Annotated in this window: 24 protein-coding genes; 3 read left to right on the forward strand and 21 right to left on the reverse strand. The window is 40.6% G+C overall.

Going from position 1 to position 25512, the window contains the following annotated elements; all coding sequences use genetic code 11:
* Window positions 1-280: 280 nt before the first annotated feature.
* Window positions 281-1279, reverse strand: coding sequence for a helix-turn-helix transcriptional regulator (locus F947_RS14815; RefSeq protein WP_004973137.1), 999 nt, complete (start codon window positions 1277-1279; stop codon window positions 281-283).
* Between the two features lie 398 nt (window positions 1280-1677).
* Here F947_RS14815 and F947_RS05565 point away from each other — a divergent pair, with 398 nt between their 5' ends.
* A complete protein-coding gene (locus F947_RS05565) occupies window positions 1678-2277 on the forward strand; it encodes a hypothetical protein (protein ID WP_004973138.1) in 600 nt (199 codons plus the stop codon).
* Between the two features lie 167 nt (window positions 2278-2444).
* On the opposite strand, the gene F947_RS05570 is transcribed toward F947_RS05565, so the two are convergent.
* From F947_RS05570 to alr, 5 genes are all read right to left on the reverse strand, one after another.
* Window positions 2445-3623, reverse strand: a complete 1179-nt coding sequence (locus tag F947_RS05570; protein ID WP_004973139.1) for an acetyl-CoA C-acetyltransferase — start codon at window positions 3621-3623, stop codon at window positions 2445-2447.
* Window positions 3624-3705: 82 nt separating this feature from the next.
* Window positions 3706-5478, reverse strand: coding sequence for a class I poly(R)-hydroxyalkanoic acid synthase (locus F947_RS05575; RefSeq protein WP_004973140.1), 1773 nt, complete (start codon window positions 5476-5478; stop codon window positions 3706-3708).
* Window positions 5479-5603: 125 nt separating this feature from the next.
* Window positions 5604-5948 carry a phasin family protein gene (locus F947_RS05580; RefSeq protein ID WP_004973142.1) on the reverse strand — a complete coding sequence of 115 codons (345 nt, stop codon included), beginning with the start codon at window positions 5946-5948 and terminating at the stop codon, window positions 5604-5606.
* A gap of 51 nt (window positions 5949-5999) precedes the next feature.
* On the reverse strand, window positions 6000-6746 hold the full coding sequence (gene phbB / locus F947_RS05585; protein ID WP_004973144.1) for a beta-ketoacyl-ACP reductase: 747 nt from the start codon (window positions 6744-6746) through the stop codon (window positions 6000-6002).
* 530 nt (window positions 6747-7276) lie between these two features.
* Window positions 7277-8353, reverse strand: coding sequence for an alanine racemase (gene alr / locus F947_RS05590; RefSeq protein ID WP_004973145.1), 1077 nt, complete (start codon window positions 8351-8353; stop codon window positions 7277-7279).
* 465 nt (window positions 8354-8818) lie between these two features.
* On the opposite strand from alr, the gene F947_RS05595 reads away from it, so the two are divergent.
* Window positions 8819-9385, forward strand: a complete 567-nt coding sequence (locus tag F947_RS05595) for a hypothetical protein (protein WP_026438364.1) — start codon at window positions 8819-8821, stop codon at window positions 9383-9385.
* A 21-nt stretch (window positions 9386-9406) separates the two neighbouring features.
* Here the strand turns inward: F947_RS05595 and dnaB are convergent, their stop codons facing one another.
* The 11 genes from dnaB to ppsA form a co-directional block, all read right to left on the reverse strand.
* On the reverse strand, window positions 9407-10852 hold the full coding sequence (gene dnaB, locus F947_RS05600) for a replicative DNA helicase (protein ID WP_004973149.1): 1446 nt from the start codon (window positions 10850-10852) through the stop codon (window positions 9407-9409).
* A gap of 232 nt (window positions 10853-11084) precedes the next feature.
* Window positions 11085-11531, reverse strand: a complete 447-nt coding sequence (rplI, locus tag F947_RS05605; protein WP_004973150.1) for a 50S ribosomal protein L9 — start codon at window positions 11529-11531, stop codon at window positions 11085-11087.
* 9 nt (window positions 11532-11540) lie between these two features.
* Window positions 11541-11768 (reverse strand): 30S ribosomal protein S18, encoded by a 228-nt coding sequence (gene rpsR, locus F947_RS05610; RefSeq protein ID WP_004719336.1) that lies wholly within the window; start codon window positions 11766-11768, stop codon window positions 11541-11543.
* Between the two features lie 11 nt (window positions 11769-11779).
* The gene (gene rpsF, locus F947_RS05615) at window positions 11780-12169 is read right to left on the reverse strand and encodes a 30S ribosomal protein S6 (RefSeq protein ID WP_004973153.1); all 390 of its coding nucleotides are present in this window, start codon (window positions 12167-12169) and stop codon (window positions 11780-11782) included.
* Between the two features lie 351 nt (window positions 12170-12520).
* Complete coding sequence (gene cyoE, locus F947_RS05620; RefSeq protein WP_004973155.1) at window positions 12521-13399, reverse strand: heme o synthase; 879 nt, start codon at window positions 13397-13399, stop codon at window positions 12521-12523.
* A gap of 10 nt (window positions 13400-13409) precedes the next feature.
* On the reverse strand, window positions 13410-13736 hold the full coding sequence (locus tag F947_RS05625; RefSeq protein ID WP_004973158.1) for a cytochrome o ubiquinol oxidase subunit IV: 327 nt from the start codon (window positions 13734-13736) through the stop codon (window positions 13410-13412).
* Entirely contained in the window at window positions 13736-14353 is a 618-nt protein-coding gene (gene cyoC / locus F947_RS05630) for a cytochrome o ubiquinol oxidase subunit III (RefSeq protein ID WP_004973159.1), read from the reverse strand. The genes F947_RS05625 and cyoC overlap by 1 nt, the downstream gene beginning before the upstream one ends.
* A gap of 3 nt (window positions 14354-14356) precedes the next feature.
* Window positions 14357-16345 (reverse strand): cytochrome o ubiquinol oxidase subunit I, encoded by a 1989-nt coding sequence (cyoB, locus tag F947_RS05635; protein ID WP_004973161.1) that lies wholly within the window; start codon window positions 16343-16345, stop codon window positions 14357-14359.
* Between the two features lie 3 nt (window positions 16346-16348).
* A complete protein-coding gene (cyoA, locus tag F947_RS05640; protein ID WP_004973169.1) occupies window positions 16349-17422 on the reverse strand; it encodes a ubiquinol oxidase subunit II in 1074 nt (357 codons plus the stop codon).
* A gap of 302 nt (window positions 17423-17724) precedes the next feature.
* Entirely contained in the window at window positions 17725-18522 is a 798-nt protein-coding gene (locus tag F947_RS05645; RefSeq protein ID WP_004973172.1) for an RDD family protein, read from the reverse strand.
* Window positions 18523-18596: 74 nt separating this feature from the next.
* Window positions 18597-20975, reverse strand: a complete 2379-nt coding sequence (gene ppsA, locus F947_RS05650) for a phosphoenolpyruvate synthase (protein WP_004973175.1) — start codon at window positions 20973-20975, stop codon at window positions 18597-18599.
* A 155-nt stretch (window positions 20976-21130) separates the two neighbouring features.
* Between ppsA and ppsR the strand changes: the two genes are divergently transcribed.
* Window positions 21131-21967 (forward strand): posphoenolpyruvate synthetase regulatory kinase/phosphorylase PpsR, encoded by an 837-nt coding sequence (gene ppsR, locus F947_RS05655; RefSeq protein ID WP_004973178.1) that lies wholly within the window; start codon window positions 21131-21133, stop codon window positions 21965-21967.
* Between the two features lie 115 nt (window positions 21968-22082).
* On the opposite strand, the gene F947_RS05660 is transcribed toward ppsR, so the two are convergent.
* The 4 genes from F947_RS05660 to F947_RS05675 form a co-directional block, all read right to left on the reverse strand.
* A complete protein-coding gene (locus tag F947_RS05660) occupies window positions 22083-22637 on the reverse strand; it encodes an NAD(P)/FAD-dependent oxidoreductase (RefSeq protein WP_004973179.1) in 555 nt (184 codons plus the stop codon).
* 244 nt (window positions 22638-22881) lie between these two features.
* Window positions 22882-23886: an LLM class flavin-dependent oxidoreductase gene (locus tag F947_RS05665; RefSeq protein WP_004973182.1), complete on the reverse strand. Its 1005-nt coding sequence runs from the start codon at window positions 23884-23886 to the stop codon at window positions 22882-22884.
* Window positions 23887-24107: 221 nt separating this feature from the next.
* On the reverse strand, window positions 24108-24605 hold the full coding sequence (locus tag F947_RS05670; RefSeq protein ID WP_004973185.1) for a hypothetical protein: 498 nt from the start codon (window positions 24603-24605) through the stop codon (window positions 24108-24110).
* 245 nt (window positions 24606-24850) lie between these two features.
* Entirely contained in the window at window positions 24851-25276 is a 426-nt protein-coding gene (locus tag F947_RS05675; protein ID WP_004973189.1) for a glycine zipper domain-containing protein, read from the reverse strand.
* Between the last annotated feature and the right edge of the window lie 236 nt (window positions 25277-25512).

Raw genomic sequence — 25512 nt, forward strand, 5'->3', positions numbered from 1 at the left:
GTAAATCAGATGCTAAGCAAAGAAGAAGTTGCGTATAAGAATAAATCTGATTTCGACTGCATATCTTATGATTTCACAGCTAGATCAGGAGCATTTAAAGTGACACTTATCAACATAGATAGGAGCAAAATATGACTTTAAAAAGCATTCGTTATAGTACAGCCGAGCTAGCATGCCTACGTTGTATGATGCCGAGTCAATGTTAACTTTAACTTCAATCACAATAATTAGATTTGAACAAGAACGATAATGCTATCGCCCCAATATATTTGGGGCTTTTTTATTCCTGAGTTTGATGCACCGCATTGGCAACTTCTACAGGTTCAATCTGAATTAGCTTTTTACCAAAACTACGCAACCACCAAACCAATTGTGAGGTAAACGGCACAGTGGCAGTCACCAACACATTACCATTTTCCAGTGTTTCCATAGTTTGATCTTTGCTTAATTGGCTTTCATCGAAGTATATGGCATCAGCTTTTTGCATGGTAAGTTTGAGCTGAATATTTTCAGTAGCTTTACTGAAATCGACTCTAAAACCTAATTCGCCAGATTCAATATAGGCATCAATATCAAAATTAACAGGATGCAAGGCGCGTGAATCTAAAACTTTGGCTGCTTTAAAACGATGCAGGGCAAAGGTTTGAATGTCGGTTTTGTCAAATCGAGTACAGATTAAATAAATCACCGCACCTTTTTGCACCAAAGCCAAAGGATTCAGCACATAAGTTTTTTCTTCGCCTGAATTGCTGCGTGATTGATAAATACATTCTAGTTGTTTGTCTTGGAGCAAGCCTTCATATATCGCCTGTTGTGCATTGCGGTCTACGACTGGTGGAATTAAAGGTTGTGTTGCAGGCACAATTCGCACACGATTAATCCATTGGCGGACATTGTTTTGGGTCGATAGACTGCGTCGTGCCAAATCAAACCATGGGTTCATTTCTTCAATCAAACTTGGCGGCAGCAGATGTTTTAAATGTTCCTCGACCATCATAAACGTTACCGCTTGAGAGCTGGTCATGTGCGGTAAACTTTGAATCGGTGCATCTGAACGCCAGCGCCAACCTTGTGGTACGGTACCATTACTTTCAATTGGAAAGCGCTGAGAAATTTGATTTAAGTCACGTTGAATCGTACGCAAACTAATGTCGATACCTTCACGTTGCAGGACATCGTGTAATTCACGTGTGCCCATCCATTTACCTGTAGAAAGGCGCGATAAAATTTGCCATTGGCGATATAAACTATTCGATGTTTCTTTTTCTTGTATAGACATATTCAATATTTACTAGGTCAATTCATACGGATGAAAACTTGTTCTTCCACACAATAAGAAAACTCGGAATGATTAGCAAGTTTTTTACTGAAAAAGGGCAAAATATAACCGCAGATTTTGCAGTAAATATCACAAAATTTGGACGGGCAAAGTTAATCAAATAATAGAAGTGAATCAGAAACTATGACCTCAAGCCATACTTGGATCAATTAGAAAAGCAAGATTGAATAGTTGTGTTTAAGTGAAAACCCGTCATTGTTTTGTATGGTAGATACAGGTTTATGTAAATAAAAGCGGTCTGAGTGGATGAGTGCTGTAGGTTAATTGGGCAAGGCGATTGAGGTGCTTTATCGCGATGAATTATCAACAGACCTTAGAGTTAGGAGGATGAAACAACCGTGAATTTATCTAGCAGCGATGCGCGAGAAATTTTTTGGTTAGCCCGATATTTAACCCGTATTCAATATGTATGTCAGCAATTTCCATTTAAACAAAATGATGCTGCTTTGACTTATGCACATGCCTTTTGTTTGCCTGCATTTGATGCAGCTTCTTTAAATGAATTGATTTTAAACGAAGAACAGCCTGCTTCATTTGCGATGCAGTTTGAGCAAACACGGACAAAAATTCAAAACTTGGCACAGGTGTTTTCTAAAGCTACTTATGTTGAATTACAGCAATGTATTCAAAATGCGTGCGATAACGCGAGTTATATTTGTGATGTGGTACAAGACTGCGAAGCACTATTAGATGCAGAACCACAGCAGATATATTTATTTTTCCAATTGGGGCAAAAAATTGAACAATTAGACCGACAAATTCGGTTAAAACAATCGACTGAAAAGACTTTGTCGCAATTGGAAATGATTGTGCAATGCCTAAAAGATTTAGGTTGGACGTCGTTTGTAGACGCATGGCAACAGCTGAAACAGCAACCCGATACCATGCATTTTTATCACTTTAGTGATCATATTCAGCACTTACTTTCGGTGGATTAAGCAGAACTTGTCATGTCAAATTAATCGACAACAATATTATTTTAAGCTCTGTGTAGTTAAAAAAATAGTGGAAGCCGAAGCTCCCATTATGTCTTAACTTATTACTGGCTTTGAACAGCTATCAAATTCAATAGCTTTGACTCGTGCAGTACTTTCGGCTCGGTTACTTAGTCGCGTTCAACCGCAAGTGCAACACCCATACCACCGCCGACGCAAAGCGTTGCGATGCCTTTTTTTGCATCACGGCGTTGCATTTCGTGTAGTAACGTCACAAGGATACGGCAACCAGAAGCACCAATCGGGTGACCGAGGGCAATTGCACCGCCATTCACGTTTACTTTATCTAAGTCTAAGCCTAGTTCTTTGGCAACGCCTAAAGCCTGAGCGGCAAAGGCTTCGTTAGCTTCAATCAAATCAACTTGATCTAAGCTCCAGCCTGCTTTATTCAGGGTTTTCTTTACCGCTTCAACAGGGCCAAGACCCATAATTTCAGGCTCAATACCCGACATTGCATAGGCTTTAATACGTGCTAAAGGTTGTAGACCTAAGGCTGCAGCTTTGTCTGCACTCATCATCAACACTGCTGCTGCACCATCGTTAATACCAGAAGCATTGCCTGCGGTTACGCTGCCATCTTTTTTGAACGCAGGGCGTAATTTATTCAGGCTTTCAAGGGTAGTATTGGCTTTGATGTATTCATCTTCAGCAAATACAATTGGGTCGCCTTTACGCTGTGGAATGCTTACAGCCGCAATTTCATCTTTAAATTTACCAGCCGCTTGTGCTGCAGCCGCGCGTTGTTGTGAAGTCAGTGCCAATTGGTCTTGTTCTTCACGGTTTAAACCCAGTTTTTCTACAATATTTTCTGCAGTAATACCCATGTGATATTGGTTATAGGCATCGGTTAAACCATCAGCCACCATGCTGTCGATCAACTGGGCATTCCCCATTTTTTGACAGTTTCGCAATTGCATATAGTGTGCGCTTTGTGACATTGATTCTTGACCACCAGCAACCACAATTTCTGCTTCATCACACTGAATCGCTTGTGCAGCCAAATGTACGGCACGTAAACCTGAACCACACACCACGTTAAGCGTTGATGCAGGTACTTGCACAGGAATACCTGCAGCAATTGCGGCTTGGCGTGCAGGGTTTTGTCCTACACCTGTGGTGAGTACGTTGCCCATAATCACCTGATCGACTTGTTCAGGCTGTACTTTGGCACTGTCTAATACCGCACGAATTGCTGTTTGCCCCAATTGTGGTGCAGATAAAGAAGCGAGGCTACCTAAAAAGCTACCAATTGCAGTACGTTTTGCAGCAACAATGACAACATCTTTCATTTTATATCCTTAAATCTTATGTTCACGTTTCTGTGGATGCACATGATATATAGCATGTGCATTACTGATGTTATATGACTGATTAAAATAAATTTACCAAAACATAGCGACCTGGTGCTGCTTCTATTGTTGGATATTGTGCATTACCTAAGGCACGGGCAGGGACTTGTTCGCCTGCATACGGTGTGACCCAAGCCTGCCAGCGTAGCCACCAAGACTCAGGATGATACTCTGCACCATCTAGCCATTGCTTGGTATTTTCAAACTTGGCAGAGTTGGTATAGCAGCCGTATTTATTACGACTTGGCGGATTCACAATGCCTGCCACGTGTCCAGATTCACCAAGTACCAGTGTAGATTCACCGCCTAAGTAATCTGCACCACGGAAGCTTGTATCCCAAAGTGCGATATGATCTTCCTGCGTTGCAATAAAGAAGCTTGGTGTTTTGACACGAGAAAGGTTGAGTCCAACACCGTTTACTTTCACTGCGTTTGGTGAAATCAATTCATTATTCAAATACAAATTACGCAATAAGAAATTATGAATTTTGGTAGGAATATTGGTGCCGTCGCTGTTCCAATACAAAATATCGAAATCTGAAGGCTCTTTGCCTTTTAAATAGTTCTCGATGTAGTAGTTCCAGTACAGGGTATTTTCACGTAACAAACTGAACGTAACTGCCAATTGGCGACCATCAAAATAACCGAATTGATTATTTAAGGTTTCTAAACCATTAATCACAGGTTCATTAATAAATACGCCTAAGCTGCCTGGGTTTTCAAAGTCGATAATGGTTGCCATATACGTGGCAGATTTCACATGACTTTTCAGGCGTTTTGCCACGTAATAAGCCTGCGTTGCAGCAAGTAAAGTACCACCAATACAATAGCCGATACAGTTGGCTTCTTTTTCTCCTGTAATTTCTTCAATAACACGCAAAGCTTCAACCGCACCTGCGGTGATCAGATCAGCGAAAGTGAGTTCTTTTTGTTCAGCATTTGGGTTACGCCAAGACATTAAAAAGACCGTATGACCTTGCTGACGTAACCAGTTCACCAATGAGTTTTGTTCGCGTAAATCCAGCACATAATATTTATTAATAAATGGCGGCACGATTAGAATCGGGGTTTGATATACATTTTCTGTGGTTGCTTCATATTGCAACAACTGGAAAATTTCATTTTCAAAGACCACTGCGCCTGGTGTATAGGCTAAATCTTTACCCAAGCTAAAAGAGTCACTATTGACTATGCGAATAGATAAATATTTTCCGCTATTGACCACATCATCATGGAAAATTTGCATACCACGGACAAGGTTTTCGCCTTGTTCGGTAATGGTTTGCTGAATCACTTCAGGGTTAGTCCAAAGAAAATTGCTTGGTGATAAAGCATTAATCATTTGACGGGTAAAAAAGTGAATGCGGTAACGCACTTTGTCTGGAATGCCTTCTACGACATCCACCATATTTTGTACCAGTTGGCTAAACAGCAAATAAGACTGCGATAACAGGTCAAAATTGGGTTGTTCTTGCCATAATGGGCTGTTAAAACGACGATCACCACTTTCAGGTTGAATGAATGGTTCGATGTCTTTTGCCACACTGCGCATCATCACATTTTGGTAGATTTGCATTTGACCTTGCCACCAGCTCCATTGCATTTCCATCAAGCGTGCTGGATTTTTAGACAAAGCTTCAAAGAACATAGACATATCTTCTTTGTTGAGCTGTGTTAAGGCGTCATTAATAGGGCTTTGCCCATAATAAAATTCTTGTAGTTTTTTCCAGATATCATCGTGGCTAGAGAAAAATTGTAATATATTTTCTTTGAATTGAAATGAGTTCTGTTTCATTTCATCGCTCCATAGCACATGGCTTTTAGCAATCAAATTGAGTGCAAGGCTGAAACTAAAACGGGGAAATTTTCACACTTCCCCGTAACATTCGTCCTGATAACGCATGGTTTTCAGAGCAGTGTTTATTTATTATTTGGCATTGAATCGCTGACTAACTTTTCAAATTCTGCTTTGACTTCTGAAGTCAGTGTTGCTAATTTTTTGCCATCTTCAATCATTTGCTGACTGAGTTTGTTCATAGTTTCTAATTGCTTGGTGGTGCAGTTCACCATGCTTTGCATGTCTTTCACTTCGCTATTGGCAAACATTTGTGCTAAACCAATGTTGGCATAGTTGCGTGCTGCTTCTAATTGTAGGTTGGTTAAGTTAGCAAAATTTTTTGCAACTATACTGTTGAATTTGGTGTACGGTTCAAACACGTTTTTGTATTGAGCATTCATGTTTGAAAATAAGTCGCCGTATAGCATGGGTGTCACTCCAGTAAATAAACTTGTAGATTAAAATGAGGTGTTACACGCTTAGTGCATGTATAAGCCGCCGTTGATTGATAAGGTTTCGCCTGTTACGTATGCAGCATGATCACTCACTAAATACATAACTGCTGCCGCAATTTCGGTAGGGGCGGCAAGACGTTGCAGAGGAATTTGTGCTTCAATGCTTTTAATTACTTCTTCGCGCATGGCTGTGACCATCGGGGTTGCGGTATAACCTGGTGCAACGACGTTCACGCAGATATTTGAACGTGCGCCTTCTTGCGCCAAAGCTTTGCTAAAGCCGATGATGCCTGCCTTAGTTGCAGAGTAGTTGGCTTGACCAAATTGACCTTTTAAACCGTTCACCGAACTAATGTTCACAATGCGACCAGACTTTTGTTCTAACATTTTGTTAAATACAGGCTGAGTCACGGTAAAAAGTGTTTTTAAGTTGGTTTCAATCACTTCAGACCACTGCGTATAGCTCATTTTTTTGAAAGTTGCATCGCGGGTAATACCAGCATTGTTGACCAACACATCTACACGACCTTCAGCATCAATTGCTTCTTGAATGGCTGCTGTAGCCGCTTCATGCTCATTTAAGTTGGTTAAAACAAAGCGCACATCACTTTCTGTAAAGCCTTCGTCTTTAAGCCATTGCTTTTCGCGATCTTCTTCTCTTGGTACAACCGTTGCAATAATTTTATAGCCTGCTGTAACCAGTTGACGGCAAATCTCACTGCCAATACCACCTAATGCACCCGTCACTAAAGCTACTTTTTGTTCAGACATATTCTTTTCCTAAGCAGAATAAGGTTATAAAAATTAAGGAGTTTTTCCTCTTTATTCTTGTTTAGAAATTAAGCGTTTTATATTTCAAAGAGGCTGCAGTTTGATGATGCTTTGAAGTCAAAAGTAAACAAATATTGGTAATAGATTATTTTCTTATCATGTGGATGCTTTTATAAATGGCTTAAATAGTCGTGAAGTCATTGATTCATCGTAGCGCGCAGCACAAACTTCTGAGAACTGGTGAAATGTGATTAATCCATGAATTTGAAGCGATGTGGCAGTTTAAAGACAGTGCGCGAGCATATTGTTTTTTCTTGAGATTTTGAGTGTGATTTTCAGCTAAATATTTGGATGACTGTAAAGCGCTAAATGCAAATGTGGGTGACCACAAATTTTTATCAATATGAATGGAAATAAAGTGAATTTAAGAAAATAAAAAGCGAAAAGAAAAATATAAGAAAGAAAAAGAGAATGGCTTAGACGATTGCATGCAGCAAAACTGCTACATGCAACAGATCGAAAAAAGAAAGTTAAATGCTGGTTGCCTTGCGCTGTGGGCGAGGGCTTAAACGACACAACAACTCATAGCCAATCGTACCATTGGCTGTGGCAACATCATCCACCAAACGGTGTTTGCCCCATAGTTCAACTTGTGTGCCTAATTCAACGTCTAAACCTGTGACATCAATGGCAATCATATCCATAGACACACGACCAAGCACAGGCGTTAATTTTGCACCAATCGCAACAAAATTTGGCTGAACAAATGTACGTGGATAACCATCGCCATAGCCAATTGAAACAATCGCAATTTGCATGGCTTGTTCTGCAGTAAAGGTTGAACCGTAGCCGACGTGTTCGCCTGCATCAATTTCATTTAGTGCGATCACTTCTGCGCTTAAAGTCATCACAGGCTTTAAGTCGAGTGTATGCACATTATGTGCGGCAAAAGGCGTTGCACCGTAAAGCATAATGCCTGGGCGTACATAATCAAAATGCAATTCGGGATAACGATAGATTGCAGCAGAGTTGCAGCAAGAAGCAAGAATAGGGCTGCAATTGTCTTTGACATGCAAAAATTGTGCGACTTGTTGATCATTCAAAGCATGGTCGCCATCGGCATTGGCAAAATGCATGGTCAACACACAGGTAAAACCTTCGGCTTTGAGCATGTGAATCACATCAATAATTTCAGGAATTTTAAAACCTAAACGATTCATGCCGCTGTTGAGTTTGACCCAGACTTTTAAGCCTTGTGCGATATAATCAGCTTTATGTTGTAGTAGCCAATCGAGCTGTGCTTGATGATGCACTACACATTCCAATTTGTGTGCCAACACACTTTGCATTTCATCGGCAGAAAAAACACCTTCAATCAGGGTGATGGGCTGCGTATATCCCAATTCACGAATTTCTAAGGCTTCTTCAACGCAAGCGACACCAAAGGCATCGCTGTCTTTTAAAGCTGCTAAGCAGTCTTTTACACCATGTCCGTAAGCATTGGCCTTGACCATGCTAACAATTTTTGCTGTTGGGGCAAGTTGTTTGACACGGTTTAAATTATATTGCAGTGCCTGACTGTCAATATAAACTGTTGCTTGGCGCACCCTAAATACTCCTTGGGAATGACAATTGGTAATTTGTGTTAGATACACTGTGGAGTGATAAATAAATACTAAAAATAGTTCTATTTAAAAATATTCACTATTGTAGACCTATCAACCTCAAATAGACATGAACATTTAAGTTTTTGATCATAAATTAATTTAAGATCAAAAATCTATTAGGTTATTGATTGCAAATAATTTGTAAAAGTTTCAGACTTTATTTTTCATATAAAACTATACGTTCTAAAAGCTATTATGGTGTTAGATGCTCTCACTCAGGAAATTCTAAACTGTACGAGTTATGGCAAGATTCAGATGATTGTGGAGAGTGGGTTCGTAATTTAAATGAACTCAAAGAGAGATTAAACAATGCATTTTAAACTTGGATATGTTGAATAAATAATGAAAATATTTTGTTATCTGGGATGGAGTACTTTATTTTTTTGTCAGTCAGTTATGGCTTGTATGCCACATTCACCCAATGACGTTTTTATTGCCCGTTACCAAGGTTCACTGGCAGTACAGGAGAGTTCAGACTTCATTTTTGAACTCAGTTCAGGTCAATTTATTTTTCGCTCAATACTAGATGAGGTTAAATATAAAAAGCCTACTCAATGGTACAGTGGATTTTCAGGTAAAAGTACAGCTAAAAACCAATTAATTATTGGTTTAGCTTATGCACCAGATGGTGCTAAACCCCAGCAATATCAAGTAGTTTCATTTGCAACATTAAACTGTAAGAATGACCAGCTTGTTTTATCTAAACCGATTGTCCCATTTTTAGCTTGGAATAAGCAGACCTCAAATTGTTCTACAGTCGATAGATCAGAGGTTGGGATTTTAGATGGTTTTATAGACTATGATCAGACACATTATTTGGCGCAACTGCAACAAAAGTATCCGACATGCAAGCAATTAAATAAAGCATTTCCATCACTTGAAATGGAAGAAAATAGTCAAGATTATAATTTACTCTCAAGTTGGAAACTATGGTGGGCAAAGTTAATAAGTCAGATTAAAACATGGTTTTAATAAAAAAGAGCAATGCAAGCATTACTCTTCATCATCATACTGAGCATAATACTCAGGAGATAAGTTACTAAAACGCGTATATTGCCCTTCAAAAGCAAGACGTACCGTACCAATTGGGCCGTTACGCTGTTTACCAATAATAATTTCGGCAGTACCTGCTTCTTTAGATTCTTTATTGTAAACTTCGTCGCGGTAAATAAACATGATTAAATCCGCATCCTGCTCAATTGCACCAGATTCACGCAAGTCAGACATCACAGGGCGTTTATTAGGTCGGTTCTCTAATGAGCGGTTGAGCTGTGACAAAGCAATCACAGGGCAGTTCATCTCTTTGGCCAAGGCTTTTAAGCTACGTGAAATTTCTGAGATTTCGCCGACACGGTTATCGCCCATGCCTGGGACTTTCATTAACTGCAAATAATCGACCATGATACAGCCAATTTTACCGCCATGTTGTTTGGCAATGCGTCGCGCACGTGCACGTACTTCCGTAGGCGGCAGGGCAGATGAGTCATCAATATACAAATGCTTTTCTTGCAGTTGTAAAATCGTGCCTGTGACTTTTGACCATTCATCGCCACTGAGTTTACCTGAACGTAAATTCCCTTGATGCACTTTGCCGTATGCAGAAATTAAACGCATTGCGATTGAGTCTGCAGGCATTTCCATAGAGTAGACAAGGGCAGGCAAATCATTGTTAAACAAAACACTTTCGACCAAGTTCATGGCAAAGGTGGTTTTACCCATAGATGGACGCGCAGCGACAATAATCAAGTCACCCGCTTGCATGCCCGAAGTTTTATTATCTAACTCCACAAAGCCTGTGGTTAAGCCTGTGATGTTACCTTCCATTTTAGAAAGTTCATCAAGTTTGTCGAATACATCGGCAACCACGCTCGAAATGGCTTTTGGGCCTTGTGCTTTGGCATTGTTATTATGTTGTTCGGCAATTTGGAAAATATTGGTTTCGGCCAAGTCTAAAATTTCACTTACGCTACGACCTTTGGTGTCATAGGCATTTTGTAAAATTTCAGAACTGACTTTAATCATGTTTCTGAGGGTCGAGAATTCTTTAATTTTCGTGGCATAGGTTTCTAGGTTATAAAAACTAGAAGGCGAGTCTGCCATGAGCTGCATTAAGTATTCTTCCCCGCCTGCAGCTTCAAGTAAATTTTGTTTAATCAGCCAGTCATTCACCAATACGGCATCATAAGGTGAGTTTTCTTTAGACAAAGAATCAATGGCGCGGAAAATATATTTGTGGCGTGTCGCGTAAAAATCAGATTCTTGTAGCACATCACCCACTTGTTCAAAAGATTCGGCCACAGTCATTAACGCAGCCAAAACAGCTTGTTCGATGGCTAAGTTATGCGGTGGGGTACGAAACTCTTTAAGCGGGCTGTTCTCATTTGGTTTTAGATCAGACTTTGCAGTATGTTGCTTTGCGCTAGCAGTCGCCTGTGACATATAAATCCCTGATTTTTAAAACAGTAAATGCTGAATAATGCACGGGGATAGAATTTGAAACTCATATTCTTTCCACTTCCCGATGATACGCCCTCTAGAAAAAAAAGCGAGTAGATTTTGGCGAAGGATAAGTCAAAGCGTGCAGGACGATTTAGGAAAATTGTACTAATCGTATATTCTAAAGACAAAAAAAGAGCATGCGATTAGGCATGCTCTTTTCTTTTGCAGCAAATTACTCAGATACGATAGTAACGAGAACTTCAGCAACAACATCATGGTGCAATTGGATTGCGATGTTGAATTCACCAGTGTGACGAAGCGCACCGTTTGGTAAACGCACTTCTGCACGGTCAACTTCAAGACCAGCATTCGTTAACGCGTCAGCGATGTCACGAGTACCGATAGAACCGAAAAGTTTACCTTCATCACCAGCTTTAGCAGTGATTACGATGTTAACTTCGTTCAATTGGTCAGCACGTGCTTGAGCAGCAGCTAAAATTTCAGCTTCTTGCTTCTCAAGTTCAGCACGACGAGCTTCAAATGCAGCAGTGTTTGCTTCAGTTGCAGCAACTGCTTTACCTTGAGGGATCAAGTAGTTACGGCCGTAACCAGCTTTAACTGAAACTTTATCGCCTAATTTACCAAGGTTCTTAATGCGTTGTAATAAGATAATATCCACAGCTCAACCTCACTTATGATTGTCAGTGTAAGGGATCAACGCTAAGTAGCGAGCTTGTTTAATAGCAAGCGCTAATTGACGTTGGTAACGAGCTTTAGTACCTGTAATACGGCTAGGAACAATCTTGCCATTTTCAGTGATGTACTGTTTTAGTGTATCGATATCTTTGTAGTCGATGTACGTAACGTTCTCAGCTGTAAAGCGGCAGAACTTGCGACGACGGTAAAAACGTGCCATTGATGTTCTCCTTAAGCTTCAGCAGAGTCTTGGTTAGCGTGTTGTGCTTCTTCACGTTGAGCTTTACGCGCACGTTTTTCTTCAGCACTCTTAGCCAATAATGACTCTTCAGTGATAGCGTTTTCACGACGGATGATCAAGCTACGAAGGATCGCGTCGTTATAACGGAACAATTCTTCTAACTCGTCAAGCGTAGTTTGACCACATTCAACGTTCATAAGAATGTAGTGCGCTTTGTGAATTTTGTTAATTGGGTAAGCCAATTGACGACGGCCCCAATCTTCTAAACGGTGAATTTGACCTTCAGCTTCTTTGATGTGAGTTAGGTAACGTTCTACCATACCCACAACTTGATCGCTTTGGTCTGGGTGTACCAAAAGTACGATTTCGTAGTGACGCATTGTCAGCTCCTTACGGTTTATGCAGCCCCTGACTAAATTGAGCCAGAAGCAAGGAGTCACAACCGAAGTTGTGTCGCAAAATTGCGAAGCGTGAATTTTAGAGCTTTTGCCAAGTAAATACAAGGCTTTGTCTAAGAAAAGATCGGCTTGGGTAAAAGAGAGTACGGTATTTTGAATCTATGATTAGAATTTAAATTTTTACTGTGAATTTGTATGTCACTAACTTTTAGAGTGTTTGGGATGAAAATTATTAAGAGCGAATAAGTCGAAGATAGATAAATTGTTTATTGTTTAAGTATTGAAGCGTGGAGGGAGGGTACTCCATTAAAAGATAGAGCTAAACTCTATCTTTTAAAAAAGTATGATTTGCGTGCTTGGTGCGGTTGCTGTAAAGCTAAAACATAAACTCACAACAGTAATTAAAATAACCGAAAATAGGAAAAAGCGTTTTGCCCATAATTGATCATTTTCTGCTTTGAAGCCAATGACGCCAATATAGAACCAATAAATACAAAGTGCATTCAAAATAACCAGATATAGCCAGTTTGCATAACCAAATACAAACAGTCCATTCATGGCAACGGTAAATAACACCACATAAATTAGTGATTCAATTTTCGTTCGTAAAATTGAACGAGCTACTGGCAAAATTGGAATCCCCGCATTTTTGTAATCATCAAAACGGTAAATTGCAATCGCCCAAGAGTGGGGCATTTGCCAAAGTGCATAACCTAAAAAGATAAGTAGTGCAGCTAAGTCAAATTGATTTGCAACAGCGGTATAACCAATGACAGGTGGGCTTGCGCCTGAAATACTGCCAATAATGGTTTGATGAATTGTTGTGCGTTTGGTCCATAGACTGTAAAAGCCGACATAAACCACGAAACCAATCAGTGCAAAAAGAAAAGCGTATGCGTTAACTCCAAACCATAAAATGCTAAAACCAATTATGCCCAATACCACTGAATAAATCAGCGCAATAGGAACAGAAACAGTTTTTTTCACTAAAGCACGGTTTTGTGTGCGTTGCATTTTTTGGTCGATGTCTTGGTCAATAATATTGTTGACCACACATCCTGAGGCGACAACAAGCGTTGTACCAAGCAGAGTAAGCAGTAGGAGAAGGAAATCTACAGAACCTTGGGCAGCTACAAAGTAGCCACCCAAAGTGGTAATAAAATTACCAAAGAGAATTCCTGGCTTTGTCAGGAATAAATACTTTTTCAGCATGACAACCAGTTTAGATCATCATGTTGTAGTGTAGGTAGTTCATGATCCATACAGAACCAACCAAAAGGATGGCAATGGTCAGAATGGTATACACGAATGCAATCACGTTCCAACGTTGCTCTGAAGAAGAATTCATATGCAAGAAATAAATTAATTGAATAAGAATCTGAGCAACTGCTGTAATCGAAATAACAGTAATCAAAATACCACGGCCAAAACCACCTGCCATAACCATACCAAAAGGAATAATGGTAAGGATAACAGAAAGGATAAAGCCAATCGTATATTGCTTAGTGTTACCGTGTGATGCACCAGCAGAGTTGTGATCGTGACTCATTAGAGAACTCCCATCAAGTAAACTACGCTGAATACACAGATCCAAACGATGTCAAGGAAGTGCCAGAACAAGCTTAGGCAAGCTAAACGACGCATGTTCGGAATAGTCAAACCATATTTCTTGATTTGAACCATTAACACGATCATCCAAACTAAACCTGAAGTTACGTGAATACCGTGCGTACCAACCAAAGTAAAGAACGCAGATAAGAACGCACTCGCACTTGGACCATGTCCAGCGTGAACTAAATGGTTGAACTCATAAAGTTCCATACCAATAAAGATCGCACCGAAAACCCAAGTCACGCCTAACCAAGTTAGAACTTTAGCAACATCTTTCTTGTAAGCAGCTAAAACGGCAAAACCGAAAGTTACAGAAGAAATCAACAGGGCAAAAGTTTCTGTTAAAACGAAGCCTAATGACTCGCCAAACAAATCTTTAGCTGTTGGAGTGCCTACTGGAACGTGGCTACTTAATACAGCGAACGCGATGAAAAGTGTACCAAAAATTACAAGGTCACTCATCAAGTAGGTCCAGAAACCAAAGACGGTGATGTCTGTATCATCGTGGTGATGATCATCATGTCCGTGGTTGTCGTGATGAAGTACTTCAGCCATGTCTTAGTCCTTCTTCAAGTGTTTTTCAAGGATCGCATAGCGTTCGTTTTCAATACGCTCAACTTCAGCAGCAGGAACATAGTAGTCCACTTTCTTCGTGAAAGAACTCACGATGAAGCTGATGATTGCCGCAATGAACGTAACGATTGCTAGCCACCAAATATGCCAGATTAATGCGAAGCCCATAGTTGTAATAAACATTGCAATTATGAAGCCAGCTGCACGGTTAGTTGGCATATGGACATCTTCATACTTCGTTGGACGAGCGTATGCAACACCATTTTCTTTGTCAGTCCAGAAAGTATCAATACCATTGATCTTTGGAAGGTGAGCAAAGTTATAGAACGGTGCTGGAGAAGAAGTAGCCCACTCAAGCGTACGGCCATCCCATGGATCTCCAGTAAGGTCTAAGCGTTGGTTGCGTTGTAGGAAGCCAACCACAATCTGCATAACGAAGCAGAATAGACCAATAGCAATTAACACAGAACCGAAGAACGCAATTGCCAAGTATGGATCCCATTCTGGGTTGTCATATGTATTCAAACGACGAGTCATACCCATGAAACCAAGGATATAAAGTGGCATGAATGCAAAGTAGAAACCGAAGAACCAGAACCAGAATGCTGCTTTACCCCAAGTTTCATTGAGTCTCCAACCAAACATTTTTGGCCAGTAGTAAATGATACCTGCGAACATCCCGAATACAACACCACCAATAATTACGTTATGGAAGTGAGCAATTAGGAATAAAGAGTTGTGTACAAGGAAGTCCGCTGGTGGAACTGCCATTAATACACCTGTTAAACCACCGATACCAAAAGTCACAAGGAAGCCAAGTGTCCATAGCATTGGGGTAGTGTAGGTAATACGACCCTTGTACATAGTGAATAACCAAGAGAAGATTTTCACACCAGTAGGAATCGCAATAATCATGGTCATGATACCGAAGAACGCGTTAACGTTGGCACCTGCACCCATGGTAAAGAAGTGGTGAACCCATACAACAAGTGATAACACACCAATTGCAACGGTTGCGTACACCATTGATTTGTAACCGAACAAAGTTTTGCGCGCAAAAGTCGCAGTTACTTCAGAGAAAATACCAAATGCTGGTAATATTAAGATATATACTTCTGGGTGACCCCATGTCCAAATCAAGTTTACATACAACATTGGGCTACCACCCATGTCGTTGGTAAAGAAGTGGAAACCGAAGTAACGGTCAAGCGTTAACATCGCAATTGTCGCAGTTAAAACTGGGAAAGTTGCAATGATAAGTACCGCAGTAACTAATGATGTCCAAGTGAAAACAGGCATGTCCATAAGTTTCATGCCAGGCGCACGCATTTTGATGATGGTAACGAAGAAGTTAACACCAGTAAGAAGCGTACCTAGACCAGAAACCTGAAGTGCCCAAATATAGTAGTCAACACCAACACCTGGAGAATATTCGATACCAGATAGAGGAGGATAAGCCATCCAACCTGTAGCAGCGAATTCACCTAATGCAAGTGAAACCATCATTAAACCTGCAGCACCAGCGAATAACCAGAAGCTTAAAGAGTTTAATAACGGGAAGGCTACGTCACGAGCACCAATCTGTAATGGTACAGAGATGTTCATTAAGCCAACAACAAGACCCATTGCCACGAAGAAGATCATGATCACACCGTGTGCGGTGAAAATCTGGTCATAGTGTTCTGGGTGTAAATAGCCTTCACCACCACCTTTCGCAAGGAACTGTTGAAGACGCATCATGATCGCATCTGCGAAGCCACGAAGTAACATGACTACAGATACAAAGATATACATGATACCAATTTTTTTATGGTCTACAGATGTGAACCATTCGTTCCACAAGTAGCCCCATTTTTTGAAGTAGGTAATACCAGCAATCGCTGCAAGACCACCTAAGATCATCGCTGCAACAGTTACCAATACGATTGGATCGTAAGGAATTGCATCTGGACCTAACTTACCTAATAAGCTCATGTCTTATTCCCCTTGAGAAGCAGTCGCATGTTCAACTGCTACATGAGTTTCAGAAGCAGGCGCTTCACCAGCCACTACAGGAGCTGAATGGTCAGCACCATGGTAGTTACTCATATAGTTATTGATCACTGATTCAAACAAGCCTTGCTCAACAGAAGAGTAATAAGTCACAGGATGTGGCTGAGTCTTATATGGACCTTCTTTTAAAGCCGTTGCAGCAAGTTTTTTCTCTAATTCAGTTTTGGCGTTACGAACCATTGCATCAATTTGTTTCTGTGAACGGTTACCGTCACGTAAAGAAGCAAATTCAGCTTGATCTAAAACTGTTTTTTGAACAGCTTGAGGATTGATAGTCGTACCTTGACCTGCTTTAACAGCTGTTACCCATTGCTCAAAATCAGCTTGAGTTACAGAGTGAGCTTTAAAGCGCATTTGCGAGAAACCATAACCTGAGTAGTTAGATGAGAAACCACGGAATTCGCCCGTGTTGTCTGCTAAAACGTTCAAGTGAGTTTGCATACCCGCCATTGCATAAATCTGACCAGATAATGCAGGGATAAAGAACGAGTTCATTGTGAAGTTAGATGTTAAACGTAAGCTTACAGGCGTTTGCTCTGGGAAGCGTAATTCGTTAACAGTAGCAATGTTCTGTTCTGGGTAGATGAAGATCCATTTAAATTGTTCAGCAATAACTTGAACAGTTAAAGGAGCTTTTTCGGATTCTAGCGGACGGTAAGGGTCGTACTTGTGGGAACCCCACCAAGTTAACCAAGCTAAAATACAAATAATAATAACAGGTATACCCCATACTACAATTTCAATTGCAGTAGAGTGTGACCATGTTGGTTGATAGTCTGCGTCTTTATTCGATGCGCGATATTTCCAACCGAACCACAATGCCATAATTGCAGATGGAATAACCACCAATAGCATTAGGTAAATCGCAGTCATCATCAGGTTACTTTGACCTGCTGCAACTGGACCTTTTGAGTTCAGAAGTACTAAATCACCGCCACACCCAGTTAAGAGTGCAGCCATCGTAGATAAAGACAATACAGCTAAAATCGTTTGTCTCATTTTACAACCTCGGTGAAGAGTCCCATTCCCTAATTTAATATGGGATAGCGATTAAAGTGTCGCATGATTAAAAAGACATCAAAAAAGATGAAAAAGTCTTCTTAATCATCGGACACCGCTACGTTGTAGGGCATTATGCCTGATATCGACAAACTAAGCTACACATAAAGCGGCTTTAAGTGGAGGGAATAAAAACCAATTTTTATACTCGGAATTATTTGTGTTAATTTTAATTTATTTATATTTATCAATATTATAAGAAAAAAGGGATGATCAATCATCCCTGAATAAATAAAATCAAATTATTGCTTTACGACTTTGGTTTTGGCGAGTTTATCGTGCAAAGCCTGTCGTTTTGCACCAAATGCAAAGCCATAATCTAAAATTGTGATGAAGGGCATAAACATCATATTCAAAATAATGAAAATGATAGAGCGAATAGTAAACACACGCATTAGGCTGACTTTTTCATCGGTTTCAGCATCGACAATCTTAATTTTAGTCAGACGTTTGCCAATACTTTGTCCAGTTTTAGCCAGCAGGAAGGCTTGTATGCCCAGCATAATCAATAAATAAATTGCCACCGCTTGCCAAGCTTGCATTGGAATGAGCTGAAAGAGTTCAGTTTGCAATTGCATGGCTTGATCAGACGTTGTCGCTGCCTGCATTTTTTGTTGTAAACCAGACAATTGTTCAAACTGGTCCGCATTTAAGAAAAAAGAGGGAAGTGCTGCTGCAGGCAACCATAACAACATGTCTATAATTTTGGCTAAAGCACGTTGGTTAATGCTCGCCAATTCATTTTTTGTTGCCTGTGTTCTTGAATTTGATGATGCTGAGCTTGGTCGTGATGTGTTTGTAGCCGTGTAATCTGTATTTTGAAAAGGTGAATGTTCAGGGGCAGGTGGTGTGCTGACGTAGCCTTGTGGTTCATATACAAGTTTACCTTGGGTGAGTTCACCTAAAGCTTTCCATTCGCTCATGCCTTGGTGCCAAGCCAAATCTGTCAGCAACACTTGTTGGCTGGCGAGCATTTGGTTGAGCTGCTCTAAGGTGTATGGCCCAGCTTGTTGATTATTTCGTGCCAAGTAAATTTGCATAAATATAAAATCTCAAAAAATGAATTTGAAAAAAAACCCACGCAGGTGCATGGGTTTTCTTTTAACACGTTTTACTACGCTTGTTGAGCTTTTTCTTCAGAAAGGAAGAACCAAGTGTCTAAAACTGAGTCTGGGTTTAAAGATACAGATTCAATACCTTGTTCCATTAACCAACGTGCAAGGTCAGGGTGATCTGAAGGGCCTTGACCACAGATACCGACATATTTACCTGCTTTACGGCATGCGTGAATTGCCATAGAAAGTAATGCTTTCACTGCAGGGTCACGTTCATCGAACAGGTGAGAAACAATGCCTGAGTCACGGTCTAAACCAAGTGTTAACTGAGTTAAGTCATTTGAGCCGATAGAGAAACCATCGAAGTGCTCAAGGAATTGTTCAGCCAACAATGCGTTGGTTGGTAATTCACACATCATGATCACTTTCAGACCATTTTCACCACGTTTTAAACCATTCAGCGCAAGCAATTCGATCACACGTTTTGCTTCAGCAACGGTACGTACAAATGGAATCATAATTTGTACGTTGGTTAAGCCCATTTCGTCACGTACTTTTTTCAAGGCACGACATTCAAGCTCGAAGCAGTCACGGAAATTGTCAGACACATAACGACTTGCACCACGGAAGCCCAACATTGGGTTTTCTTCTTCTGGCTCATATAACTTACCACCAATTAAGTTTGCGTATTCGTTTGATTTGAAGTCAGACATACGCACAATCACTGGTTTGTCAGCGAATGCAGCAGCAAGGGTAGAAATACCTTCAACCAATTTTTCTACATAGAATTCGATTGGCGATGAATAGCCCGCAGTACGCGCCATAACTGCTGCACGTGTTTCACGTGGTAAGCTGTCAATATTAAGCAATGCTTTAGGATGCACACCAATCATACGGTTGATGATGAATTCTAAACGTGCAAGACCAATCCCTTCGTTTGGAATTTGAGCAAAGTCAAATGCGCGGTCTGGGTTACCAACGTTCATCATGATTTTGAACGGAAGTTTAGGCATAGATTCGATTGAGTTCTTTTGAACTTCAAAATCTAAAGCACCTTCATAAATGAAACCTGTGTCGCCTTCGGCGCAAGAAACTGTAACTTCCTGACCATCAGTCAAAACTTCAGTTGCATTACCACAACCTACAATTGCAGGTACGCCTAATTCACGGGCAATAATTGCAGCGTGACAAGTACGACCACCGCGGTTAGTGACAATTGCAGCAGCACGTTTCATCACTGGTTCCCAGTCTGGATCAGTCATGTCTGAAACAAGAACGTCACCTTCCTGAACTTTGTCCATTTCTTTAATAGACGTTACAACGCGGACTCTACCAGAACCGATACGCTGACCAATTGAACGACCTTCACAAATGACCGTACCTTTTTGTTTCAATAGGTAGCGTTCCATAGTACCGACGTTTTCACGGCTTTTTACAGTTTCAGGACGTGCTTGAACGATGTAGATTTGACCGTCATCACCATCTTTTGCCCATTCAATATCCATAGGCGCTTGATAATGTTCTTCAATAATTAACGCTTGTTTCGCTAATTCTTGCAGTTCGTGATCATTTAAAGAGAACTGTTGGCGATCTTGTTTTTCAACATCGACCACAACTACAGATTTACCAGCCGCGCCTTCTTCACCATAAATCATTTTTTGGTGTTTAGAGCCAAGGTTACGACGTAAAACTGAGTGTTTGCCTGCTTTTAATAAAGGCTTAGAAATATAGAATTCATCTGGGTTAACTGCACCCTGAACCACCATTTCACCCAAACCATAAGAGGCAGTAATGAATACAGCATCACGGAAACCAGATTCTGTATCTAGGGTAAACATTACACCAGCAGCGCCAGTTTCTGAACGTACCATACGTTGTACGCCTGCAGACAAAGCAACGACATCGTGGTCAAAGTTTTGGTGTACACGGTAAGAAATCGCGCGGTCGTTGTACAAAGATGCAAAAACTTCTTTAATGGCAATTAATACGTTGTCAATGCCACGGATGTTTAGGAATGTTTCTTGCTGACCTGCGAAAGATGCGTCTGGTAGATCTTCTGCAGTTGCAGATGAACGAACGGCAACCGCGATGTTTGGGTTGCCGTTAGAGAGTGCTTCAAAAGCAACTCGGATTTCTTGTTCTAGTGATGCAGTAAGCGGAGTGTCGACAATCCATTGACGAATTTTTGCACCAGTTTCAGCAAGCGCATTCACGTCATCTACATTGAGTGTTTTTAGCTCTGCTTGAATTTTAGCGTTTAGGCCACTTTGCTCGAGAAATTCACGATAAGCAGCAGCTGTTGTTGCAAAGCCACCTGGTACCGATACACCAGCATTAGATAAGTGGCTGATCATTTCGCCCAAAGATGAGTTTTTCCCACCCACGAGCTCAACATCGTGTTTCCCTAATTTTTCCAGACCAATTACGCGCGCTTCCAAAGTTGTTACTCCACTTTTGCAGTATTAATCACTATCTTGTCATGAAATTATAATAAATCTACTTAGCAATTTGGTTTTACTAAGCGACAGTCATGTAAGATCGGTTTACTATAAAGATTATATAGCACTAAGACAAATGTTTAAGGAGAATTTTAATGTCAGATGGTAAACAAATTAAGCGGAGTGTTTTTTTTATTTCCGATGGAACTGCAATTACGGCTGAAACCCTTGGACATTCACTCTTAGCGCAATTTCCAAATGTGGACTTTGATATTCATATTCATCCTTATATTACGTCTGAAGAAGCGGCTATGAATGTGGTGGCAGAGATTAATGCCCGAGCACAAATTGATGGTCAATTACCTTTGGTGTTTGATACCTTGGTTGACCAATATGTGCGTGACATTATCAACACTGCCAAAGCAATTAATTTAGATGTATTTGAAGGCTTAATTAGTAAGCTTTCTGAAGAGTTAGGAACACCACCAACCACTTTGGTCGGGCAGACGCATGCCGTAACAGATTCTGAATCTTACAAGGCACGTATTGATGCGGTGCATTTTGCCTTAGATAACGATGATGGCGCACGTACACGCCATTACGACAAGGCCGATCTGATTCTGATTGGGGTGTCGCGTTCGGGTAAAACGCCAACTTCCATCTACCTTTCTTTACAGTTCGGGATTCGTGTGGCGAACTATCCATTGACTGAAGAAGACCTCGATGACAACCGTTTGCCAGCCGTATTAAAGCCGCATAAACATAAGTTATTTGGCTTGATGATTGATGCTGAACGCCTTGTGGCAATTCGTACTGAACGTAAAGCCAATAGCCGTTATGCAAGTTTTAATCAATGCCAAATGGAATTGCGTGCGATTGAAGGTATTTATATTTCAGAAGGGATTAAATATTTAAATGTTTCAGAAATGTCGATTGAAGAAATTTCAACACGTGTTTTACAAATGACAGGTTTAAAACGTCGTATTGGTTAATGAAACTATATGTATTAAAAGAGCCAAAATTTTATTTTGGCTCTTTTTTATTGGATTTAAAATAGAATAAAAATCAAGCTACTATTTATTTAAATGATAATGCTTTTAGTGTGACTTAAAATGTAGTGATAATGGTATCAATTGGATGTTCTTGTCCATCAATACTATGCACGCTATGTGCACAGACTTTGACAATTGGCCAAGTAATCAAATGGCAATTTTCGCGTTGTAAAGCTGAATAATAATGATCAGATTTAAAATAGCGTTGATGTGTATCTGCAATGTTTGGTGTGAGTTGACGTTTAAGCCACGTGTCTTTGACTTGAGCATCTAAAAAGCGTAAAGCCAAAATATTTTTGACGCGGTTATTAAACAAACGTCGATTTTTAAACACTAAAGGATGGCTAATTAGGCGATGAATGCCACGTTCTGTACTTGGCAGGACAAAATGCGGTGCAATTTGAAAGACTTGAACAGATGTTGCTTGCTGACAAATTCTATCGAGTTGTGCCACGCTGTCCTGATTTGCACCAATAACTGCAACGCGTAAACCTGTGAAGTCATGCTGTTTGATTTCAGTTGCAGGAATGCATTCGCCTTGGAATTCTTGAAAATCTGCCAAGCAGTTTTGAAAAGCGTGTCTATGTACGTCGTGTTTAGGACTGACCATGCTGAATCTCTTGATATATTCATTTTATAAATTAGAACATTTACTCTATTTTGTTGGGGCAGTACTGTTTGGTAAAGTCTTTTGTGCAGGCGAGCCAGTCATTCCTAAAGATTGAAAATTAATTCAACTGAGATTACTGAGATTTAAGCGAAAGAGAACAAGAAAACGGATTTAAGTTATTTATTTTAAATGTTTTTAATTGATGAAACCTTGTAGCTCAATAGAACTACAAGGTCGGAGCTAATTAAGTATCTAACTTCATTTGCATGAGCAAATCAAAGTTATGTAAGCGTTTTTCTGTGTCATAGATGTCACAGGTAAAAATAAACTCATCGACATCATACTTCGCCAATAAGTTTTCCAATCCTGCTTTGACAGTCGCCTTTGAGCCAATTTGCGCCATGGCATAAAAACTATCAACTGACATTTTTTCTGCAGGTGACCATAAGCCATCCATACTTTCGACTGGAGCTTTGAGTTTTAGGCTTTGTCCACGCATTAAACCTAAAACACGCTGATAGGCACTAGTCGCCAAAAATTCTGCTTCTTGGTCGGTATCTGCAACCACTGTTGGCACACCCATAGACACATAAGGCCGCTCTAAATATTCTGAAGGCTCAAAATTGTCACGATATAACTGAATGGCTTGAGCAAGCATACGCGGGGCGAAGTGTGAGGCAAATGAGTAGGGTAGTCCTAATTTTGCAGCAAGTTGTGCGCTAAATAAACTTGAACCAAGCAACCATACAGGAACGTGTGTCCCTTGTCCTGGCGTAGCAACAATACGTTGTTGTGGTTCAGCATCTTTAAAGTAATGCAAAATTTCTAAAACATCTTGCGGAAATTGATCTTCAGTTTCCTGTCGCCCACGACGCAGCGCACGCATGGTCACTTGATCTGTGCCTGGTGCGCGACCTAAACCGAGTTCAATACGGTTAGGATATAAAGTCGCTAAAGTTCCAAACTGTTCAGCGACCACTAACGGTGCGTGGTTGGGGAGCATAATACCGCCAGAACCGAGTTTAATTTTTTGCGTATTTGCTAATAAATAACCCAAAAGAACTGCGGTTGCTGAGCTGGCAATGCCATCCATATTATGATGTTCCGCCAACCACAAACGGTCATAGCCGAGTTGTTCTGCGTGTCGTGCTAATTCAAGTGCATGATGCAGTGAAAACTGTACTGATTGATCATCACGTACAGGTGCGAGTTCAAGAATGGCAAATTTTGTGTCTTGCAGGGAACGCATCATTTATTCCAGCTTGATTAAAGAGAGTTTTATCATACGATGCTGCACTGATTTTGTATATCGAAAATTTTCGATATATGGGCGAGTCATGAGATATTGCCATTTAACAACGCGCGACATTCATCCAAAAAGCACGCTTTATAAAAAAACATTTATCCAAGCAAGTAGTCAGCAAACAAAAAGCACCCGAAGGTGCTGATTGTTAGAAGTATCGTGAGAAATTAACGACGTTTACCATTTTTATAGTGACCTAAATGTAAGCCATTGTCTTTGCGGTAACGGTCATTATAACGGTAGTCATTGTAGCGATAGCCACGGCTATCATAGCGGCGGTCATAACGATCATCACGACGGTCTTCGCTAACTTTTTGACCTAATACTGCACCACCTGCAGAACCGAGTCCTGCACCGACATAACCACCATTGTTGCCTGCCATATTGCGACCAACGCTATATCCACCTGCACCGCCCAAGGCAGCACCAATCATTGCACCGTTACGGTCACGTTTATTGGCAGAAGCTGCAGCACCGCCCGCACCACCAATGGCTGAACCAATCATCGCGCCTGTTTGTCCACCCATTTGTTGACCAATTGCTGCTCCGACAGCACCACCCAAGGCAGAACTTACGGCAACACGTGTATCGTTTGCATGCGCAGTACTCATAAGCAAGGCAGAACTTGCGATAACGCTACCCAATAAAATACGATTAAGTTTCATGCGGATGCTCCAAATATTGATTAATATGTTTTGTAATGAAGATATAGAAACAGATGGCAAAGATCGTGAAGGGCAATGAGGTAAATCTGCAAAGTTTGGTAAAGACTTTGTAATTGCACTGCTAAATTTCTTCATATTGATTATGGTCGTTTTTTTGAACTGATATATGAAGAAAAATTAATCCTATAAAAAAGCATCAAACCTGTGTTGATGCTTTTTTGCTGCTCTATGCCTATCGTTCAAGATTAACGACGGTTGCGTTTTTTCTTCCATTTACGTTCTTGATAGCGGTCATATTCTTTATCTTTCGAGATTTTATTGCCGAGTGCTGCACCACCTGCTGCACCTAAAGCTGAACCAATATAACCACCATTGGTACCGCCCATATTTTTACCTACGGTATAACCCGCACCACCACCCAAAGCACCACCAATTGCAGATTCAGTACGATGACGCTTATCACTCGCCACGGCTGCACCACCAGCACCGCCTAAGGCAGCGCCTAGTGTTGCACCCGTAGTACCACCCATATTTTTACCAATAGCTGTACCTGCAACACTGCCTAAAGCACTGGCTGCGGCAACGCGCGTAGTATTGTCTGCATAAACGTTGGCACTGAGCATTGAAGCTGTGGCTAAAGCTGCTGTCATTAACATTGCATTAAGTTTCATGTTGAACTCCATGTCCATTTACAGGACTTATTTATGATCAATTTTGATGGGCTCAATTTAACAAAGCGCCGCTTTTAAAATGTGGAGAGTGCAGACGAGATTGGTGTTCTTTGGTGTGGGCTTTGTATGAGTTTGATTAAAATTGCTAAAAAAATGTCCAAATGCGGATGCTAATTGCGGTACTTGGTGAGTTGTACATTCACCGCAATGCACAGCATCATCAAGCAGAAATACTG

The organism is Acinetobacter towneri DSM 14962 = CIP 107472 (genome assembly GCF_000368785.1).
Lineage (GTDB): Bacteria > Pseudomonadota > Gammaproteobacteria > Pseudomonadales > Moraxellaceae > Acinetobacter > Acinetobacter towneri.

Excerpts from the sequence above, each read along its gene's own strand:
- F947_RS14815 (WP_004973137.1), bottom strand. The coding sequence starts at position 1,279 with ATGTCTATACAAGAAAAAGAAACATCGAATAGTTTATATCGCCAATGG.
- F947_RS05570 (WP_004973139.1), bottom strand. The coding sequence starts at position 3,623 with ATGAAAGATGTTGTCATTGTTGCTGCAAAACGTACTGCAATTGGTAGC.
- F947_RS05575 (WP_004973140.1), bottom strand. The coding sequence starts at position 5,478 with ATGAAACAGAACTCATTTCAATTCAAAGAAAATATATTACAATTTTTC.
- F947_RS05580 (WP_004973142.1), bottom strand. The coding sequence starts at position 5,948 with ATGCTATACGGCGACTTATTTTCAAACATGAATGCTCAATACAAAAAC.
- phbB (WP_004973144.1), bottom strand. The coding sequence starts at position 6,746 with ATGTCTGAACAAAAAGTAGCTTTAGTGACGGGTGCATTAGGTGGTATT.
- F947_RS05595 (WP_026438364.1), top strand. The coding sequence starts at position 8,819 with ATGCCACATTCACCCAATGACGTTTTTATTGCCCGTTACCAAGGTTCA.
- dnaB (WP_004973149.1), bottom strand. The coding sequence starts at position 10,852 with ATGTCACAGGCGACTGCTAGCGCAAAGCAACATACTGCAAAGTCTGAT.
- rpsR (WP_004719336.1), bottom strand. The coding sequence starts at position 11,768 with ATGGCACGTTTTTACCGTCGTCGCAAGTTCTGCCGCTTTACAGCTGAG.
- rpsF (WP_004973153.1), bottom strand. The coding sequence starts at position 12,169 with ATGCGTCACTACGAAATCGTACTTTTGGTACACCCAGACCAAAGCGAT.
- cyoE (WP_004973155.1), bottom strand. The coding sequence starts at position 13,399 with ATGCTGAAAAAGTATTTATTCCTGACAAAGCCAGGAATTCTCTTTGGT.
- F947_RS05625 (WP_004973158.1), bottom strand. The coding sequence starts at position 13,736 with ATGAGTCACGATCACAACTCTGCTGGTGCATCACACGGTAACACTAAG.
- cyoC (WP_004973159.1), bottom strand. The coding sequence starts at position 14,353 with ATGGCTGAAGTACTTCATCACGACAACCACGGACATGATGATCATCAC.
- cyoB (WP_004973161.1), bottom strand. The coding sequence starts at position 16,345 with ATGAGCTTATTAGGTAAGTTAGGTCCAGATGCAATTCCTTACGATCCA.
- cyoA (WP_004973169.1), bottom strand. The coding sequence starts at position 17,422 with ATGAGACAAACGATTTTAGCTGTATTGTCTTTATCTACGATGGCTGCA.
- F947_RS05645 (WP_004973172.1), bottom strand. The coding sequence starts at position 18,522 with ATGCAAATTTACTTGGCACGAAATAATCAACAAGCTGGGCCATACACC.
- ppsR (WP_004973178.1), top strand. The coding sequence starts at position 21,131 with ATGTCAGATGGTAAACAAATTAAGCGGAGTGTTTTTTTTATTTCCGAT.
- F947_RS05660 (WP_004973179.1), bottom strand. The coding sequence starts at position 22,637 with ATGGTCAGTCCTAAACACGACGTACATAGACACGCTTTTCAAAACTGC.
- F947_RS05665 (WP_004973182.1), bottom strand. The coding sequence starts at position 23,886 with ATGCGTTCCCTGCAAGACACAAAATTTGCCATTCTTGAACTCGCACCT.
- F947_RS05670 (WP_004973185.1), bottom strand. The coding sequence starts at position 24,605 with ATGAAACTTAATCGTATTTTATTGGGTAGCGTTATCGCAAGTTCTGCC.
- F947_RS05675 (WP_004973189.1), bottom strand. The coding sequence starts at position 25,276 with ATGAAACTTAATGCAATGTTAATGACAGCAGCTTTAGCCACAGCTTCA.